At 58.3% G+C, this 14,925-nt stretch carries 13 protein-coding genes; 9 read left to right on the top strand and 4 right to left on the bottom strand.

Annotation, left to right across the window (positions count from 1 at the left end; genetic code table 11):
• Positions 1-106 precede the first annotated feature (106 nt).
• Positions 107-1,495 (bottom strand): Re/Si-specific NAD(P)(+) transhydrogenase subunit beta, encoded by a 1,389-nt coding sequence (pntB, locus tag ACP4QI_RS09400; RefSeq protein ID WP_142489281.1) that lies wholly within the window; start codon positions 1,493-1,495, stop codon positions 107-109.
• A 10-nt stretch (positions 1,496-1,505) separates the two neighbouring features.
• A complete protein-coding gene (gene pntA, locus ACP4QI_RS09395) occupies positions 1,506-3,035 on the bottom strand; it encodes a Re/Si-specific NAD(P)(+) transhydrogenase subunit alpha (RefSeq protein WP_142489280.1) in 1,530 nt (509 codons plus the stop codon).
• A 535-nt stretch (positions 3,036-3,570) separates the two neighbouring features.
• Between pntA and ydgH the strand changes: the two genes are divergently transcribed.
• From ydgH to folM, 3 genes are all read left to right on the top strand, one after another.
• Entirely contained in the window at positions 3,571-4,524 is a 954-nt protein-coding gene (gene ydgH / locus ACP4QI_RS09390) for a DUF1471 family protein YdgH (RefSeq protein WP_426494805.1), read from the top strand.
• Positions 4,525-4,710: 186 nt separating this feature from the next.
• Entirely contained in the window at positions 4,711-6,093 is a 1,383-nt protein-coding gene (locus tag ACP4QI_RS09385; protein WP_142489278.1) for an amino acid permease, read from the top strand.
• 38 nt (positions 6,094-6,131) lie between these two features.
• Positions 6,132-6,854, top strand: a complete 723-nt coding sequence (gene folM / locus ACP4QI_RS09380; RefSeq protein ID WP_231312488.1) for a dihydromonapterin reductase — start codon at positions 6,132-6,134, stop codon at positions 6,852-6,854.
• Here the strand turns inward: folM and ACP4QI_RS09375 are convergent.
• Positions 6,851-7,186, bottom strand: coding sequence for a GlpM family protein (locus ACP4QI_RS09375; RefSeq protein WP_142489276.1), 336 nt, complete (start codon positions 7,184-7,186; stop codon positions 6,851-6,853). The two genes, folM and ACP4QI_RS09375, sit on opposite strands and share 4 nt — an antisense overlap.
• A 128-nt stretch (positions 7,187-7,314) precedes the next feature.
• Between ACP4QI_RS09375 and rstA the strand changes: the two genes are divergently transcribed.
• From rstA to tus, 6 genes are all read left to right on the top strand, one after another.
• A complete protein-coding gene (gene rstA / locus ACP4QI_RS09370) occupies positions 7,315-8,031 on the top strand; it encodes a two-component system response regulator RstA (RefSeq protein ID WP_426494806.1) in 717 nt (238 codons plus the stop codon).
• A gap of 140 nt (positions 8,032-8,171) precedes the next feature.
• Positions 8,172-9,173 (top strand): ABC transporter substrate-binding protein, encoded by a 1,002-nt coding sequence (locus ACP4QI_RS09365; protein WP_426494943.1) that lies wholly within the window; start codon positions 8,172-8,174, stop codon positions 9,171-9,173.
• A gap of 86 nt (positions 9,174-9,259) precedes the next feature.
• Positions 9,260-10,222 (top strand): FecCD family ABC transporter permease, encoded by a 963-nt coding sequence (locus ACP4QI_RS09360; RefSeq protein ID WP_426494944.1) that lies wholly within the window; start codon positions 9,260-9,262, stop codon positions 10,220-10,222.
• Complete coding sequence (locus ACP4QI_RS09355) at positions 10,219-10,989, top strand: ABC transporter ATP-binding protein (protein WP_426494807.1); 771 nt, start codon at positions 10,219-10,221, stop codon at positions 10,987-10,989. The genes ACP4QI_RS09360 and ACP4QI_RS09355 overlap by 4 nt, the downstream gene beginning before the upstream one ends.
• Before the next feature lie 79 nt (positions 10,990-11,068).
• A complete protein-coding gene (gene rstB / locus ACP4QI_RS09350) occupies positions 11,069-12,367 on the top strand; it encodes a two-component system sensor histidine kinase RstB (protein ID WP_426494808.1) in 1,299 nt (432 codons plus the stop codon).
• A gap of 73 nt (positions 12,368-12,440) precedes the next feature.
• Positions 12,441-13,370, top strand: coding sequence for a DNA replication terminus site-binding protein (gene tus, locus ACP4QI_RS09345; RefSeq protein WP_156263660.1), 930 nt, complete (start codon positions 12,441-12,443; stop codon positions 13,368-13,370).
• On the opposite strand, the gene fumC is transcribed toward tus, so the two are convergent.
• On the bottom strand, positions 13,371-14,765 hold the full coding sequence (gene fumC, locus ACP4QI_RS09340) for a class II fumarate hydratase (RefSeq protein WP_426494809.1): 1,395 nt from the start codon (positions 14,763-14,765) through the stop codon (positions 13,371-13,373).
• Between the last annotated feature and the right edge of the window lie 160 nt (positions 14,766-14,925).

The raw sequence follows: 14,925 nt of genomic DNA, 5'->3' as shown, positions 1-14,925 counted from the left end.
TCTCCCTTTACGCAAAAAGGGAAAGTATAGACAGTGAGCGCGAGGAGCCTGCAGAAATGAGAAAACCGCCCGGTGGGGCGGTTTTTTTAGGGTGCGTAACGCCGTATTACAGCGCTTTCAGGATCGCATCCACGCTGGCTTTGGCGTCGCCAAACAGCATGTGGGTGTTCTCTTTGAAGAACAGCGGGTTCTGCACGCCGGCATAACCGGTGTTCATGGAGCGTTTGAAGACGATAACGTTCTGCGCCTTCCACACTTCCAGAACAGGCATACCGGCGATCGGGCTCTTCGGATCGTCCTGCGCCGCCGGGTTCACGGTATCGTTCGCGCCAATCACCAGCACGGTGTCGGTATCGGAGAAGTCGTCGTTGATTTCATCCATCTCCAGCACGATGTCGTAAGGCACTTTCGCTTCCGCCAGCAGCACGTTCATGTGGCCCGGCAGACGCCCGGCAACCGGGTGAATACCAAAGCGCACCTTGATGCCGCGGGCACGCAGGCGCTCGGTGATTTCCGCAACCGGATACTGTGCCTGCGCTACCGCCATGCCGTAGCCCGGGGTGATGATCACCGAGTGCGAATTTTTCAGCAGGTCAGCGGTATCTTCGGCATTGATCTCACGATGCTCACCCACCTCTTCGTCACCGTCGGAGGTTTGTCCGTCGGTACCAAAGCCCCCGGCAATCACGCTGATGAACGAACGGTTCATCGCCTTACACATAATGTAGGAGAGGATCGCACCGCTCGAGCCGACCAGCGCACCGGTCACGATCAGCAGGTCGTTACTCAGCATAAAGCCCGCCGCCGCTGCCGCCCAACCGGAGTAGGAGTTCAGCATTGAAACCACCACCGGCATATCTGCCCCACCGATGGAGGCCACCAGGTGCCAGCCGAAGGCCAGCGCGATGATGGTCATTACCAGCAGCGCCAGCACCTGCATGCCCACGCTGTCGGTGCGTACGAACACCACCAGCAGCACGAAGGAGACAACCAGCGCAGCCAGGTTCAACTTGTGGCGGTTTGGCAGCATCAGCGGTTTAGAGGAGATCTTGCCGCGCAGTTTGCCGAACGCCACGATAGAACCGGTGAAGGTCACCGCACCGATGAAGATCCCGAGGAACACTTCGGTCAGGTGGATGTTCACCAGAATCGGCTCCATCCCCGGCTCGTGATACAGGTAGCTGTTAAAGCCTACCAGCACCGCCGCCAGACCCACGAAACTGTGCAGGATCGCTACCAGTTCCGGCATTTCGGTCATTTCAACGCGTTTGGCGAGACGGATACCAATGGCGCCGCCGATGATCATCGCCACCAGGATCCACGCAACGTTGCCGGTGTCCGGCCCGAAAATCGTGGCAATCAGCGCAATCGCCATCCCGGCGATACCAAAGTTGTTACCCTGCTGCGACGTTTCATGTTTTGAAAGCCCCGCGAGGCTGAAAATAAACAGGACCGCAGCAACAATGTATGCAGCGGTAACTAATCCTCCAGACATAAGTTACCCCTTATCCCTTACGAAACATTTTCAGCATGCGCTGAGTCACGGTGAAGCCACCGAAAATATTGATACTGGCGATCAGTACCGCGATAAAGCTGAGGAAACTGACCCAGCCGCCGTGACCAATCTGCAGTAATGCCCCGACCACGATGATCCCGGAGATGGCATTGGTGACCGACATCAGCGGCGTATGCAGCGCATGGGAGACGTTCCAGACGACGTAGTAACCCACTACGCAGGAGAGCGCAAAGACGGTGAAGTGCCCCAGGAATTCTTTCGGTGCGACGTCCGCCAGCCAGCCAAACAGCACGATCGCCAGCGCCATAAAGGCAAACTTACGCCACGGCGAAGCCGGTTTTTCCGGCTCTTTCGGTGCCGGAGCGGCTTTGGCTGCCGCCTGCGGTTGCGCGGAAACCTGAATCGGCGGTGCCGGCCAGGTAATTTCACCCTCGCGAACCACGGTTACGCCGCGCACGACCACGTCGTCAAAATCAACGGTGATGGTGCCGTCTTTCTCTTTGCACAGCAGCTTCAGCAGGTTGACCAGGTTGGTACCGTACAGCTGGGAGGACTGGGTCGGCAGACGACCCGGCAGGTCGGTATAGCCGATCACCTTCACGCCGTTGGCGGTGGTAGTAACCACGCCCGGGACGGTATATTCGCAGTTGCCGCCGTTTTGCGAGGCCAGATCGACGATCACGCTGCCGGCCTTCATGGAGTCGACCATCTCGCGGGTGATCAGCTTCGGCGCCGGTTTACCCGGGATCAATGCGGTGGTGACAATAATGTCCACCTCTTTCGCCTGAGCGGCGAACAGCGCCATCTCGGCTTTAATAAAGGCTTCGGACATCACTTTTGCGTAGCCGTCGCCGCTGCCTGCCTCTTCTTTAAAGTCCAGCTCAAGGAACTCGGCGCCCATACTCTGCACCTGCTCTTTCACTTCCGGACGGGTGTCAAAGGCACGGACGATAGCGCCCAGGCTGTTGGCTGCGCCAATGGCGGCCAGCCCGGCAACGCCTGCGCCGATAACCATCACCTTCGCCGGGGGAACTTTACCCGCCGCGGTGATCTGCCCGGTAAAGAAGCGACCAAACTCATGCGCGGCTTCGACGATGGCACGGTAGCCCGCGATGTTCGCCATCGAGCTCAGGGCATCCAGCGACTGCGCACGCGAGATGCGCGGCACGGAGTCCATCGCCATCGCGGTCACGCCACGTGCCGCCAGTTTCTCCATCAGCTCCGGATTTTGTGCCGGCCAGACGAAGCTCACCAGCGTGGTGCCCGGATTGAGCAGTGCGATTTCATTCTCTTCCGGTGCATTGACCTTCAGAATGATGTCTGAATGCCAGACGTTAGCGCCGTCTACAATTTCTGCGCCAGCCTGAATAAACGCCTCGTCATCGAAACTTGCCAGCTTGCCTGCGCCGCTTTCAACCGCGACGGTAAAACCCAGTTTAAGCAGCTGTTCCACCGTTTTTGGTGTCGCCGCTACGCGGGTTTCATTGGCAAACCGTTCTCTTGGTACCCCAATACGCATAGTAATCCCTTCCATCGGTTTTTGATGATGGTTTGTCGAACGTTCATCACGGGTATACGCCGGCAGTGACAGTCTTAACCTGCCACGCACGTTTACCCGCAGAAAATAAAACAGTAACAAACTTTCTATAACCTACTGAAAATACCGCCTGTGATCCACAGCAAGAAAACACTATTTATGACTTTAACTGTCAAAAATAAGCGATCGGCGTCTCAGACAGGCATATCTACCTTTATTTCCCCGCCAGGGCCGATGTTTAGCTCAGGCGAAGCGGCAAAAACACGATATAGCCCCAGCAAGAAACAACTTATTAACATTAAATCAACTTGTGAAAGTCATATGCTTTATTAGTTTTACTGGTCAAACGCGTGTTTTTTCAACATATCACTAAAGGTTATATATTTTGATGACTTACTCCGCACCGGTCGCGAAAAATCGCGCAGACAGCGACAGGTGTTAAATGCAATAATCAACAACGTTTTCAAATTAACAACTACACCAGTACCTGGTTTGCGTAAGGCGAAGGATTATTTTTATGAAGCTTAAGAACACTCTCCTGGCGTCCGCACTCCTTGCTGCGACCGCCCTGTCTGCCAATGCCGCAACAGAGTTAACGCCGGAGCAAGCGGCTGCAACGAAACCTTACGATCACGTTACGATCGTAGGTCGTTTTAACGCCATTGGCGATGCAGTTAATGCCGCCTCCAAACGCGCCGATAAAGAGGGCGCTGCCGCATTCTACGTCGTGGATAACTCCGAATATGGCAGCAGCGGCAACCAGCGCGTGACCGTTGCGCTGTATAAGGAGAATGCCCCGAAAGCGGAAGTGCCGAAAAACCGCGTCATTAACGGCGTGATGGAGCTGCCGAAAGAGCAGGCCGTTATGCTTGAGCCGTTTGATACCGTCACCATACAGGGCTTCTACCGCAGCCAGCCGGAAGTGAACGACGCCATCACCAAAGCCGCGAAAGGGAAAGGGGCTGACGCCTTCTTCATCGTTCGTCAGATTGATGCCAACCAGGGCGGCAACCAGCGGATCACCGCCTACGTCTACAAGAAAGACGCCAAAAAACGTGTGATCCAGAGCCCTGATGCCATCCCGGCTAACTCTGATGCTGGCCGCGCGGCCATTGCCAAAGGCGGCGAAGAAGCGAAGAAAGTCGAGATCCCGGGCGTAGCGACCAGCGCAGCGCCAGGCGCCTCCGCTGCCGGTGTGGGCCGTTTCTTTGAGACCCAAACCACTCAGGGTGGCCGTTACAGCGTTACCCTCAACGACGGCACCAAAATTGAAGAGCTGAACAACGCCACTGCCGCGCAGATGATTCCGTTCGACAGCATCAAGTTCACCGGTAACTACGGCAACATGACCGAAATCTCCTACCAGGTGGCGAAGCGTGCGGCGAAGAAAGGGGCCAAGTATTACCACATCACCCGCCAGTGGCAGGAACGCGGTAATAACATGACCATCAGCGCCGACCTGTACAAATAAGTAAACAGATACACAGAGGCGGCGTAATGCCGCCTTTTTTTTGGCTTTTTACGCAGAATTCCGCCCTTCCTGATTGCATGCCTTCGTGACACTCCGTAAAATCCCGCGCCTTAGTGTGATCCACCATTATTATGCGTTTCGACGAAATAATTATTCTGGATCTGACCCTTTTTAAAAAGGAAGCCAATGGAAAAGAAACTTGGCCTGAGCGCTTTAACTGCGCTTGTTTTAAGCTCCATGCTCGGTGCAGGTGTATTCAGTCTGCCGCAGAATATGGCTGCCGTTGCCAGCCCGTCAGCATTGCTTATCGGCTGGGGCATCACCGGCGCCGGGATCCTGCTGCTGGCCTTTGCCATGCTGCTGCTGACGCGCATCCGTCCCGATCTCGACGGCGGCATCTTCACCTACGCCCGCGAAGGCTTTGGTGAGCTGGTGGGTTTCTGTTCCGCATGGGGTTACTGGCTGTGCGCGGTGATCGCCAACGTCTCCTATCTGGTGATCGTTTTCTCTGCGCTGAGTTTCTTTACCGATACGCCTGAACTGCGCCTCTTTGGCGATGGCAATACCTGGCAGTCCATCGTCGGATCTTCGGTGCTGCTGTGGTTCGTCCATTTCCTGGTACTGCGCGGCGTGCAGACCGCGGCGAGCATCAACCTGGTCGCCACCCTGGCGAAGCTGGTGCCGCTGGGGCTGTTTATCGTGCTGGCGTTTATCGCGTTTCGTCTCGATGTGTTTAGCCTGGACTTTACCGGCGTGGCGCTGGGTGTCCCGGTCTGGGAGCAGGTCAAAAACACCATGCTCATTACCCTGTGGGTCTTTATCGGGGTGGAAGGCGCGGTAGTGGTCTCGGCCCGGGCGCGCAATAAACAGGACGTCGGTCGCGCCACGCTGCTGGCGGTACTGGCCGCGCTGGGGGTCTATCTGTTGGTCACCCTGCTCTCCTTAGGCGTGGTGGCGCGTCCTGAGCTGGCGGAGATGCGTAACCCGTCGATGGCGGGCCTGATGGTCAAAATGATGGGTTCCTGGGGCGAAGTGGTGATTGCCGCCGGTCTGATCGTGTCGGTATGTGGGGCCTATCTGAGCTGGACCATTATGGCGGCAGAGGTGCCGTTCCTGGCCGCGACGCATAAGGCGTTTCCTCGTCTGTTTGCCCGTCAGAACAAGAACAATGCGCCTTCCGCCTCGCTGTGGTTGACCAATATCAGCGTGCAGGTTTGTCTGGTGCTGATCTGGCTCACAGGTTCGGACTATAACACGCTGTTAACCATCGCCTCTGAGATGATTCTGGTACCCTATTTCCTGGTGGGCGCATATTTGTTAAAAATAGCCACCCGCCCGATGCACAACGTCGTGGGAATGGGAGCCTGTATTTATGGCTTATGGCTGCTTTATGCCTCCGGCCCGATGCATCTGCTGCTCTCCGTGGTACTTTATGCGCCGGGGCTGCTGGTGTTTATTTATGCCCGTCGCACGCACCAGCTGCAACACGCGCTGAAACGCCGTGAAATGGTGTTGATTGGAATGTTACTGGTTGCCGCATTACCGGCAACGTGGATGCTGATGGGATAAGCGAGTTATCCCATCGTCGAACGGTTAAGGAGAATACGATGGGACACGCAAAGCCGCTCCCGATCCTGATTACTGGCGGAGGCCGTCGCATCGGCCTCGCGCTTGCCCACCATTTTCTGAATCTTCACCAGCCGGTGATTGTCAGCTACCGGACAAAATATCCTGCTATCGCCACCCTGTGCGAGGCGGGTGCGACCTGCATTGAGGCCGATTTTTCCACCGACGAGGGTATTTTGGCCTTTGCAGAGCGCGTAAAAGCCGAGACCCCTGCATTACGCGCCATCATTCATAATGCCAGCGCATGGATGCCAGAAACGGCTGACAACTCGCTCAGCGAAACGCTCTCCTGCATGCTACAGATCCACGTTCACGCGCCCTACCTGCTGAACCATGCTCTGCAGGATCTGCTGCGCGGGCACGGCCATGCGGCCAGCGACATCATTCACTTCACCGACTATGTGGTAGAGCGCGGCAGCGATAAGCACATTGCCTATGCCGCCAGCAAAGCCGCGCTGGATAACATGACCCGCTCGTTTGCCCGCAAGCTGGCGCCGGAAGTGAAGGTCAACGCCATCGCCCCGTCGCTTATCCTGTTTAACGAGCACGACGATGCCGACTATCGTCAGAAGGCGCTGAATAAATCGCTGATGAAGATCGCCCCCGGAGAAAAAGAGGTGATCGACTTAATCGACTACATCCTGACCAGCTGCTACGTTACCGGCCGGTCGTTTGGCGTCGACGGCGGGCGGCCGTTACGTTAGTGAAAACGGCCCCAGCAGAAGATTAATACCCAGGCGCTGAGGCACCAGCAGACCACCGCCCCGCCCAGCGCCAGGGGCAGACGCATCACGCCGACGAAGTACCAGAGCGAGAGCAGATAAAGGAAGTACGGAATAATCGCCCACATCCCAAAGATGATGGTGGCGCGCAGCGCCTCGATGCCGCGCTCAGAGGCGACAATATAGTGGGCAATCAGGGCAAAGGTCGGAAACAGCGGGAGCAACCCGGCTATGTAATAGTTTTTGGTTTTGGCCAGTATCCCTATCAGTAGCACCACCAGCGCGCCTATCGCCGCTTTTATAAACAACCCCATCCTTTTTCCCTTAACAACTCACTAACAGTGCCGGGCAGCATAACGGAACGGCAATAATTTGCGAACGATTAATGGAAGGTTAAGGTTCTGCGGTGTATGTTGGCGTTTTCCGCAGACACAGACTTGCTATGAACAAGATCGTATACGTTGAGGATGAACCCGAAGTGGGCCAGCTGATTGCCGCTTATCTGGGTAAACATGATATGGAGGTCATCGTCGAAGCCCGTGGAGACCGTGCTGAAGAGGTAGTGGCGCGGGAAAATCCCGATCTGGTGCTGCTGGACATCATGTTACCCGGTAAAGACGGTATGACCCTGTGCCGGGATCTGCGTGCCCGCTGGCAGGGCCCGATTGTGCTGCTGACCTCCCTCGATAGCGACATGAACCATATCTTGTCCCTGGAGATGGGTGCTAACGACTATATTCTTAAAACCACCCCACCGGCGGTGCTGCTCGCACGTTTGCGCCTGCATCTGCGCCAGCGCGTTGCGGCCACCAGTGATACCTCCGCCCCGCTGCTAACGCCGCACAAAGCGCTGCGGTTTGGCACCCTGTCCATTGATCCGGTGAATCGTCAGGTGCTGCTGTCCGGCGAACAGGTGGCGCTGTCGACGGCGGATTTCGATCTGCTGTGGGAGCTGGCGACCCATGCCGGGCAGATTATGGACCGGGACGCGCTGCTGAAAAACCTGCGCGGCGTCAGCTACGATGGCCTGGACCGCAGCGTGGACGTGGCCATCTCCCGCCTGCGCAAGAAACTGCTGGATAACGCCACCGAACCTTTCCGCATTAAAACCATACGTAACAAAGGCTATCTCTTCGCGCCGCACGCCTGGGATATTTAGCCCCCTCAGCCTGCCGGGCATTGCAGGCTGCTTCCGCTAACAGACACCTTCTTCTGCGATTAATCTTTTGCTCCCATCCGCATATTATGTATTATGTTATAACATAACAATTATGGGGTGGGATTGTGTTAATCAAAAAGATGGTACTGGCGTCTGTTCTCGCGGCCCTCGCGAATTCGGTTTTTGCGGCACAGGTTTATCCGCTGACGGTAGAAAACTGTGGGGTTAAAGAGACCTTCACGCGCGCCCCGCAGCGGGTGGTGACGGTCGGGCAACACGAGACAGAACTCCTGCTGGCGCTGGGGCTCGAAAAGAAAATCAGCGCGACGTCAGTCTGGTTTGGCCCCCTACCCGATACGCTGGCGGAGCGCAGTAAGGGAATAAAAAAACTGGCAGATAACGCCCCTTCCTTTGAGGCTGTCACCGCTCAACATCCCGATCTGGTGCTGGCGCAATATCACTGGCATATCGGGCCGCAGGGGGAAACGGGTACCCGCGAACAGTTTGCTTCGCTTGGCATCCCGACCTGGGTTTCGCCCGCCGACTGCATCGGCAAAAGCGTGACCGACAGTTCGAATAGCGACGGGGCGCGCAGCACGCCTTTCTCCATCGCGGAGATCGAGCGTGAAATCAGCGAGCTGGCGGCCATTTTCGACGTTCAGTCGCAGGGCAAAAAACTCAACGAGGCGCTGACCCTTCGTATTCAGAAGGCTCAGGCGCGCGCCGCCGCGCAGCACACCAGGCCGCTGAAAGTTGTGTTCTGGTTCTCCAGCAGCCGGCTGAAAGGCGACCCCTGGGTGGCGGGCGATTATGGCGCGCCGGGCTGGATCAGCCACACGCTGGGGCTGAAAAACGTTATTGATTCCCACGATGAATGGCCTGCCGTCACCTGGGAACACATTGCTCAGGCGCAACCTGACGTTATCGTGATTGCTGAGATGTCCCGGCGCCTTTACCCCGCTGATGATGTCGCTGTTAAAAAAGCCTTTTTGTATCAGGACCCGGTAACCAGAAACCTGCCCGCCGTAAAAAAAGGACACATCATTGTCGTCCCCGCGATGTCACTGAATCCCTCATTGCGTAATGTCGATGCCGTCGAGGCGATAAGTGAAAAACTGGCGACCTTTCAGGCTGAACCATGAGCATACTGACTTTCCGCGTCCCCTCTACAGTGCCGCGCTGGCGGCAGCACAGCCTGACGGCAGTCGGGTTACTGACGCTGCCGTTAATGCTGGTATTTGCCGCCACCGTCGGGGATATGCCAGTTTCGTATGCGAATGCGGGTAAAGCCATTCTCAACGGCCTCGGGCTGGGTGCCTGGCCGCTGCCGCAGGTTGAGGAGGGCATTATCTGGCAGTACCGCATGAGCCGGGCCCTGATGGCGGCCTGCAGCGGAGGGGGACTGGCGCTGTGCGGCCTGGTGATGCAGGCGATTCTGCGCAATCCGCTGGCCGAGCCCTATCTGCTGGGGATCTCTTCCGGCGCGTCGCTGGGTGCGGTCTGCGTCATGTTGCTGGGGATGGGTGGCAGCACGCTGGGCATCAGCGGCGGTGCCTTTATGGGCGCCTGCTGCGCATTTGGGCTTATCATGCTGATCACCCATGGCATGACCGACAGCCCGCCACGCATCTTGTTGGCGGGTATCGCCGGTACCCAGCTGTTCAACGCCATGACCGCCTACATTGTCAGCACATCCGCCAATGCGGAGCAGTCGCGCAGCGTGATGTTCTGGCTGCTGGGGAGTCTGAGCGGCGTTCGCTGGCCGGATGCCCTCCTGGCTCTGGGGGTGGTGCTGGCCGGGTTTATGGTGATCTTCGCCTTTTCACGAACGCTTGATACCTTCACCTTTGGCGATGACGTCTCGACCACCCTGGGCGTGCCGGTCACCCTCGTGCGCATGATATTGCTGCTCACCTGTGCGCTGGTGACCGCGGTGATGGTCAGTATCATTGGTGCGGTGGGGTTTGTCGGGCTGGTGATCCCCCATATAACCCGGATGCTGTGCGGCCCCGGGCACAGCCGTTCAGTTCCTCTGACCTTCCTGATCGGCAGTCACTTCATGATCCTCGCCGATGTGGTTTCCCGTACGCTGATTACGCATCAGGTGCTCCCCATCGGCGTGGTCACCGCGCTGGTAGGCGCACCTGCTTTTGTAGTCCTGCTGTATCGCAGCCGGGAGAAAAGAGTATGACCATTTCATTAAGCGGACTGCAGGTCTCCCTGCAATCCCGGAAAGTGCTGCACGATATCGATCTGGAGCTGGCGACGGGTGACGTCGTCGGCCTGTTGGGGCCTAATGGTTCCGGTAAATCCACGCTGCTGCGCTGTCTGGCCGGGCTATTTCCGCGTCATGCCCATCATATCCGGCTGGATGGAACGCCGCTCAACGAGATCTCCCTGCGGGAGCGGGCCAAACAGCTGGCGTTTGTGCCCCAGCATGCCGAGGTCGACGGCGATCTGTGCGTTGAACAAATTGTCCGTCTGGGGCGTACCCCGCACCGCAGGGGGCCCTTTGGCTGGAGCGATACCGACGACAGCGCGGTTGAGAACGCGATCCGGTTAATGAAACTCTCCGGCCTGCGCCACCGGCTGTGGCGGCAGCTGTCCGGCGGGGAGCGGCAGCGCGCGCAAATCGCCCGCGCCCTGGCCCAACAGCCGGGACTGCTGATCCTCGATGAGCCCACCAACCACCTGGATATTGAGTATCAGCTGGAACTGATGACCTTAATTACGCAGCTGCCCGTTACGGTGGTAGTGGCGCTGCACGATCTCAATCTCGCCGCCAACTACTGCCAGCGGCTGGTCCTGCTGAAAGCCGGATCGGTGATAGCGAGCGGGCCACCTGAAGCCGTGCTGACCTCAGATCTGATCGAAAATGCCTGGCATGTTAAAGCGAACGTCATAAAACAGGGCGACACGCTAAATATTCGCTATGCCATGAAGCAGCCCATTGCGTAAAGTGTGCGATGTCCCGCCAGAGAAGGTGAATCGTCTGGTCGGGCGGCATCATTAACGCGTGGTATTTGGGTGATATTCGATGAAAAAACTGTTCGTGCAGTTTTACCTCCTGCTGTTTGTCTGCTTCCTGGTGATGACCATGCTGGTCGGGCTGGTCTACAAGTTCACCGCCGAGCGCGCGGGCAGACAGTCGCTGGATGACTTGATGAAAAGCTCGCTCTATCTGATGCGCAGCGAACTGCGTGAGATCCCCCCTCACGACTGGGCGCGGACCATCAAAGAGCTGGATCTGAACCTGTCATTCAAACTGCGCATCGAACCCCTGAAAAAGTACAATCTGGATGCCCCGACCATGCAGCGACTTCGCGGCGGTGACATCGTCGCGCTGGACGATCAGTACACCTTTATCCAGCGTATTCCGCGCAGCCACTATGTACTGGCGGTTGGCCCGGTGCCCTACCTCTACTTCCTGCACCAGATGCGCCTGCTGGATATCGCCCTGCTGGCCTTTATCGCCATTTCGCTGGCCTTCCCGGTGTTTATCTGGATGCGCCCCCACTGGCAGGACATGCTGCGCCTCGAGGCCGCCGCCCAGCGTTTTGGCGACGGGCACCTGACCGAGAGGATCCACTTCGACAGCGGGTCCAGCTTCGAGCGGCTTGGGGTGGCCTTTAACCAGATGGCGGACAACATCAACGCCCTGATCGCCAGCAAAAAACAGCTGATCGACGGTATCGCCCACGAGCTGCGCACCCCCCTGGTGCGGCTGCGCTACCGGCTGGAGATGAGTGAGAACCTGACCGCAGCGGAGTCGCAGGCCCTGAACCGCGATATCGGTCAACTTGAGGCGCTGATTGAGGAGCTACTGACCTATGCCCGCCTCGACCGTCCCCAGAACGAGCTCAAGCTCACCACCCCGGACCTGCCCGCCTGGCTGCGCAGCTACGTGGAGGACGTGCAAAGCGTCAACCCGCAGCGCGCGCTGCGGATCGACAGCATGGACGGCGACTATGGCGCGCTGGATATGCGTTTGATGGAGCGGGTGCTGGATAACCTGGTCAACAACGCCCTGCGCTACAGCGATAACACCCTGCGTATCTCTTTGCAGCTGAACGGCAGCCGCGCCACGCTGGCGGTGGAGGATGATGGTCCCGGTATCGCGCCAGAGGCCCGCCAGCGGGTGTTTGAGCCCTTTGTGCGTCTCGACCCGAGCCGGGACCGCGCCACCGGCGGCTGCGGCCTCGGGCTGGCGATCGTCTATTCTATTGCCCAGGCGCTGGGGGGCGATGTCAGCTGCGAAGCCAGCGAGCTCGGCGGGGCCCGGTTCAGCTTTAACTGGCCCGTCTGGCATCATATCGCCCTGCCCATCCCTGACTGACCTAAACCGCACGCTGGCCTGACCCGGCGTGCTGTGCTATATAATGAGTATGTTGTAACTAATGTGGTGTGCCATGGCAACTTACGATCTTATTGAACGCTTGAACTCAACCTTTCGCCAGATGGAGCATGCGCTGGCCCGGCTCACGGACGATCTGAAAAGCTGCCGCTTACTGGCGGGCCGCGTCTTCTCCCTGCCGGACGTCGCCAAAGGCGCCGAGCACGATCCGCTCAACGCCATCGCGGTAAAACAGCACCTCGGCCAGGAGGCGCTGACGATGGCGCTGCAACACTATCGCCACCTGTTTATTCAGCAGCAGTCCGAAACCCGCAGCAGCAAGGCCGCCGTGCGCCTGCCGGGGGTGATCTGCCTCCAGAGCGATGCCGCCAACCGCATCCAGCTCACGGACCAGATCGCGGGCATTAACGCCTTAAAAGCGGAATTTGAAAAAATCGTCACCGAAGAGTCGGGCCTGGCCCCCGCCGCCCGCTTTGAGTGGGTGCATCACCAGCTGCCGGGTTTGATTACCCTCAACGCCTATCGCACGTTAACGGTCATCAACCACCCCGCCACCCTGCGCTTCGGCTGGGCCAATAAGCACATCATCAAAAACTTCACCCGCGATGAGGTGCTGGCGATGCTGGAGAAAAGCCTGAAGTCCCCGCGCGCCGTGGCCCCCTGGTCGCGGGATCAGTGGGTAGAGCGGCTGGAGGCAGAATATACCGCCATTCATGCCCTGCCGGCGGAGGCGCGGCTGAAGATCAAGCGACCGGTGAAGGTGCAGCCTATTGCCCGGGTCTGGTATGCCGGACAGCAAAAACAGGTCCAGTACGCCTGCCCGACGCCGCTGATCGCCTTGTATGATGACGATCGGGGGGCGGTGATTCCGGATATTGGCGAACTGCTGAATTACGATGCTGAAAATGTCCAGCACCGTTATAAGCCGCAGGCACAGCCGCTGCGATTGATCATCCCGCGGCTGCACCTGTACGTTGCAGAGTAGCTATTTCAGGCTGCCGACCATCTCTTCCGGGCGGACCCAGCTGTCGAACTCGGCCTCGGTGAGATACCCCAACGCCAGGGCGGCGGTTTTGAGGGTCAGCCCCTCCTTGTGCGCTTTCTTGGCGATTTCAGCCGCCTTGTCGTAGCCGATATGGGTATTGAGCGCCGTCACCAGCATTAACGACTCGTTGAGCAGCTGGCTGATGCGCTCGCGGTTCGGCTCGATACCCACCGCGCAGTGCTCGTTAAAGCTCTCCATCCCGTCCGCCAGCAGACGCACCGACTGCAAGAAGTTATGGATCACCATCGGGCGATAGACGTTCAGCTCAAAGTTGCCCGACGCGCCGCCCATATTCACCGCCACGTCGTTGCCCATCACCTGACAGCAGAGCATGGTTATGGCTTCACACTGGGTCGGGTTGACCTTGCCCGGCATGATAGAGCTGCCCGGCTCGTTCTCCGGAATGCCGATCTCTCCGATGCCGCAGCGCGGCCCGGAGGCCAGCCAGCGCACGTCGTTAGCGATTTTCATCAGCGAGGCCGCCAGCCCTTTCAGCGCCCCGTGGGCATGCACCAGCGCATCACAGGTCGCCAGCGCCTCGAACTTGTTCGGCGCGGTGACAAACGGCTGTCCGGTGATGGTCGCCAGCTCTTCAGCCACCCGTACCGCGTATTCCGGATGGGTATTGAGCCCGGTGCCTACCGCGGTGCCGCCCAGCGCCAGCTCCGCCAGGTGTGGCAGGCTATGGTCGATATGGCGCAGGTTGTGCTCGAGCATCGCCACCCAGCCGGAGATCTCCTGGCCAAGGGTCAGGGGCGTGGCATCCTGCAGGTGGGTACGGCCAATTTTGACGATATCGCTAAAGGCGTGAGCTTTGGCATCAAGAGTGCGTTTCAGCACGTTCAACTGGGGGATAAGTTGCTCGCGCAGGGCGATCAGTGCCGCCACGTGCATCGCCGTCGGGAAGACGTCGTTGGAGCTTTGACTTTTGTTGACGTCGTCGTTGGGGTGGATCTTGCGCTCCATGCCGCGCACGCCGCCGAGCAGCTCGCTGCCGCGGTTCGCCAGCACCTCGTTCATGTTCATGTTGCTCTGGGTGCCGGAGCCGGTCTGCCAGATGGCGAGGGGGAATTCATCGGGATGCTTGCCCGCCAGCACTTCATCGGCGGCGCTGATAATGGCGGTGGCTTTTTCCGCCGCCAGCAGGCCTAAATCCTGGTTCACTTTGGCGGCAGCACGTTTGGTCAGCGCCAGGGCCTGGATCAGCGAGACCGGCATTTTTTCAGTGGAAATACGGAAATGTTCCAGCGAACGCTGGGTTTGCGCGCCCCAGAGTTTGTCCTGCGGGACGTCGATGGCGCCCATCGAATCTTTCTCACTGCGTGAGGTGGTCATTACTTTCTCCTTGATAACACTGAAGTGGATTGCTCACAGCTCAAAGAAACAAGTATTGATGAGAACGGGGAAAGGGTATGGCGCTTTGTGCGCTCTTTTTGTTGTCCGGCCGTGCCGGGTGGCGGCTACGCCTTACCCGGCCTACCGAACATGTAGGCCG

Source organism: Leclercia sp. TB492 (genome assembly GCF_049974505.2).
Taxonomy (GTDB): domain Bacteria; phylum Pseudomonadota; class Gammaproteobacteria; order Enterobacterales; family Enterobacteriaceae; genus Enterobacter; species Enterobacter adecarboxylatus_C.
The sequence above is the reverse complement of the archived record's forward strand: the minus strand, read 5'-3'. Positions and strand labels throughout refer to the sequence as shown.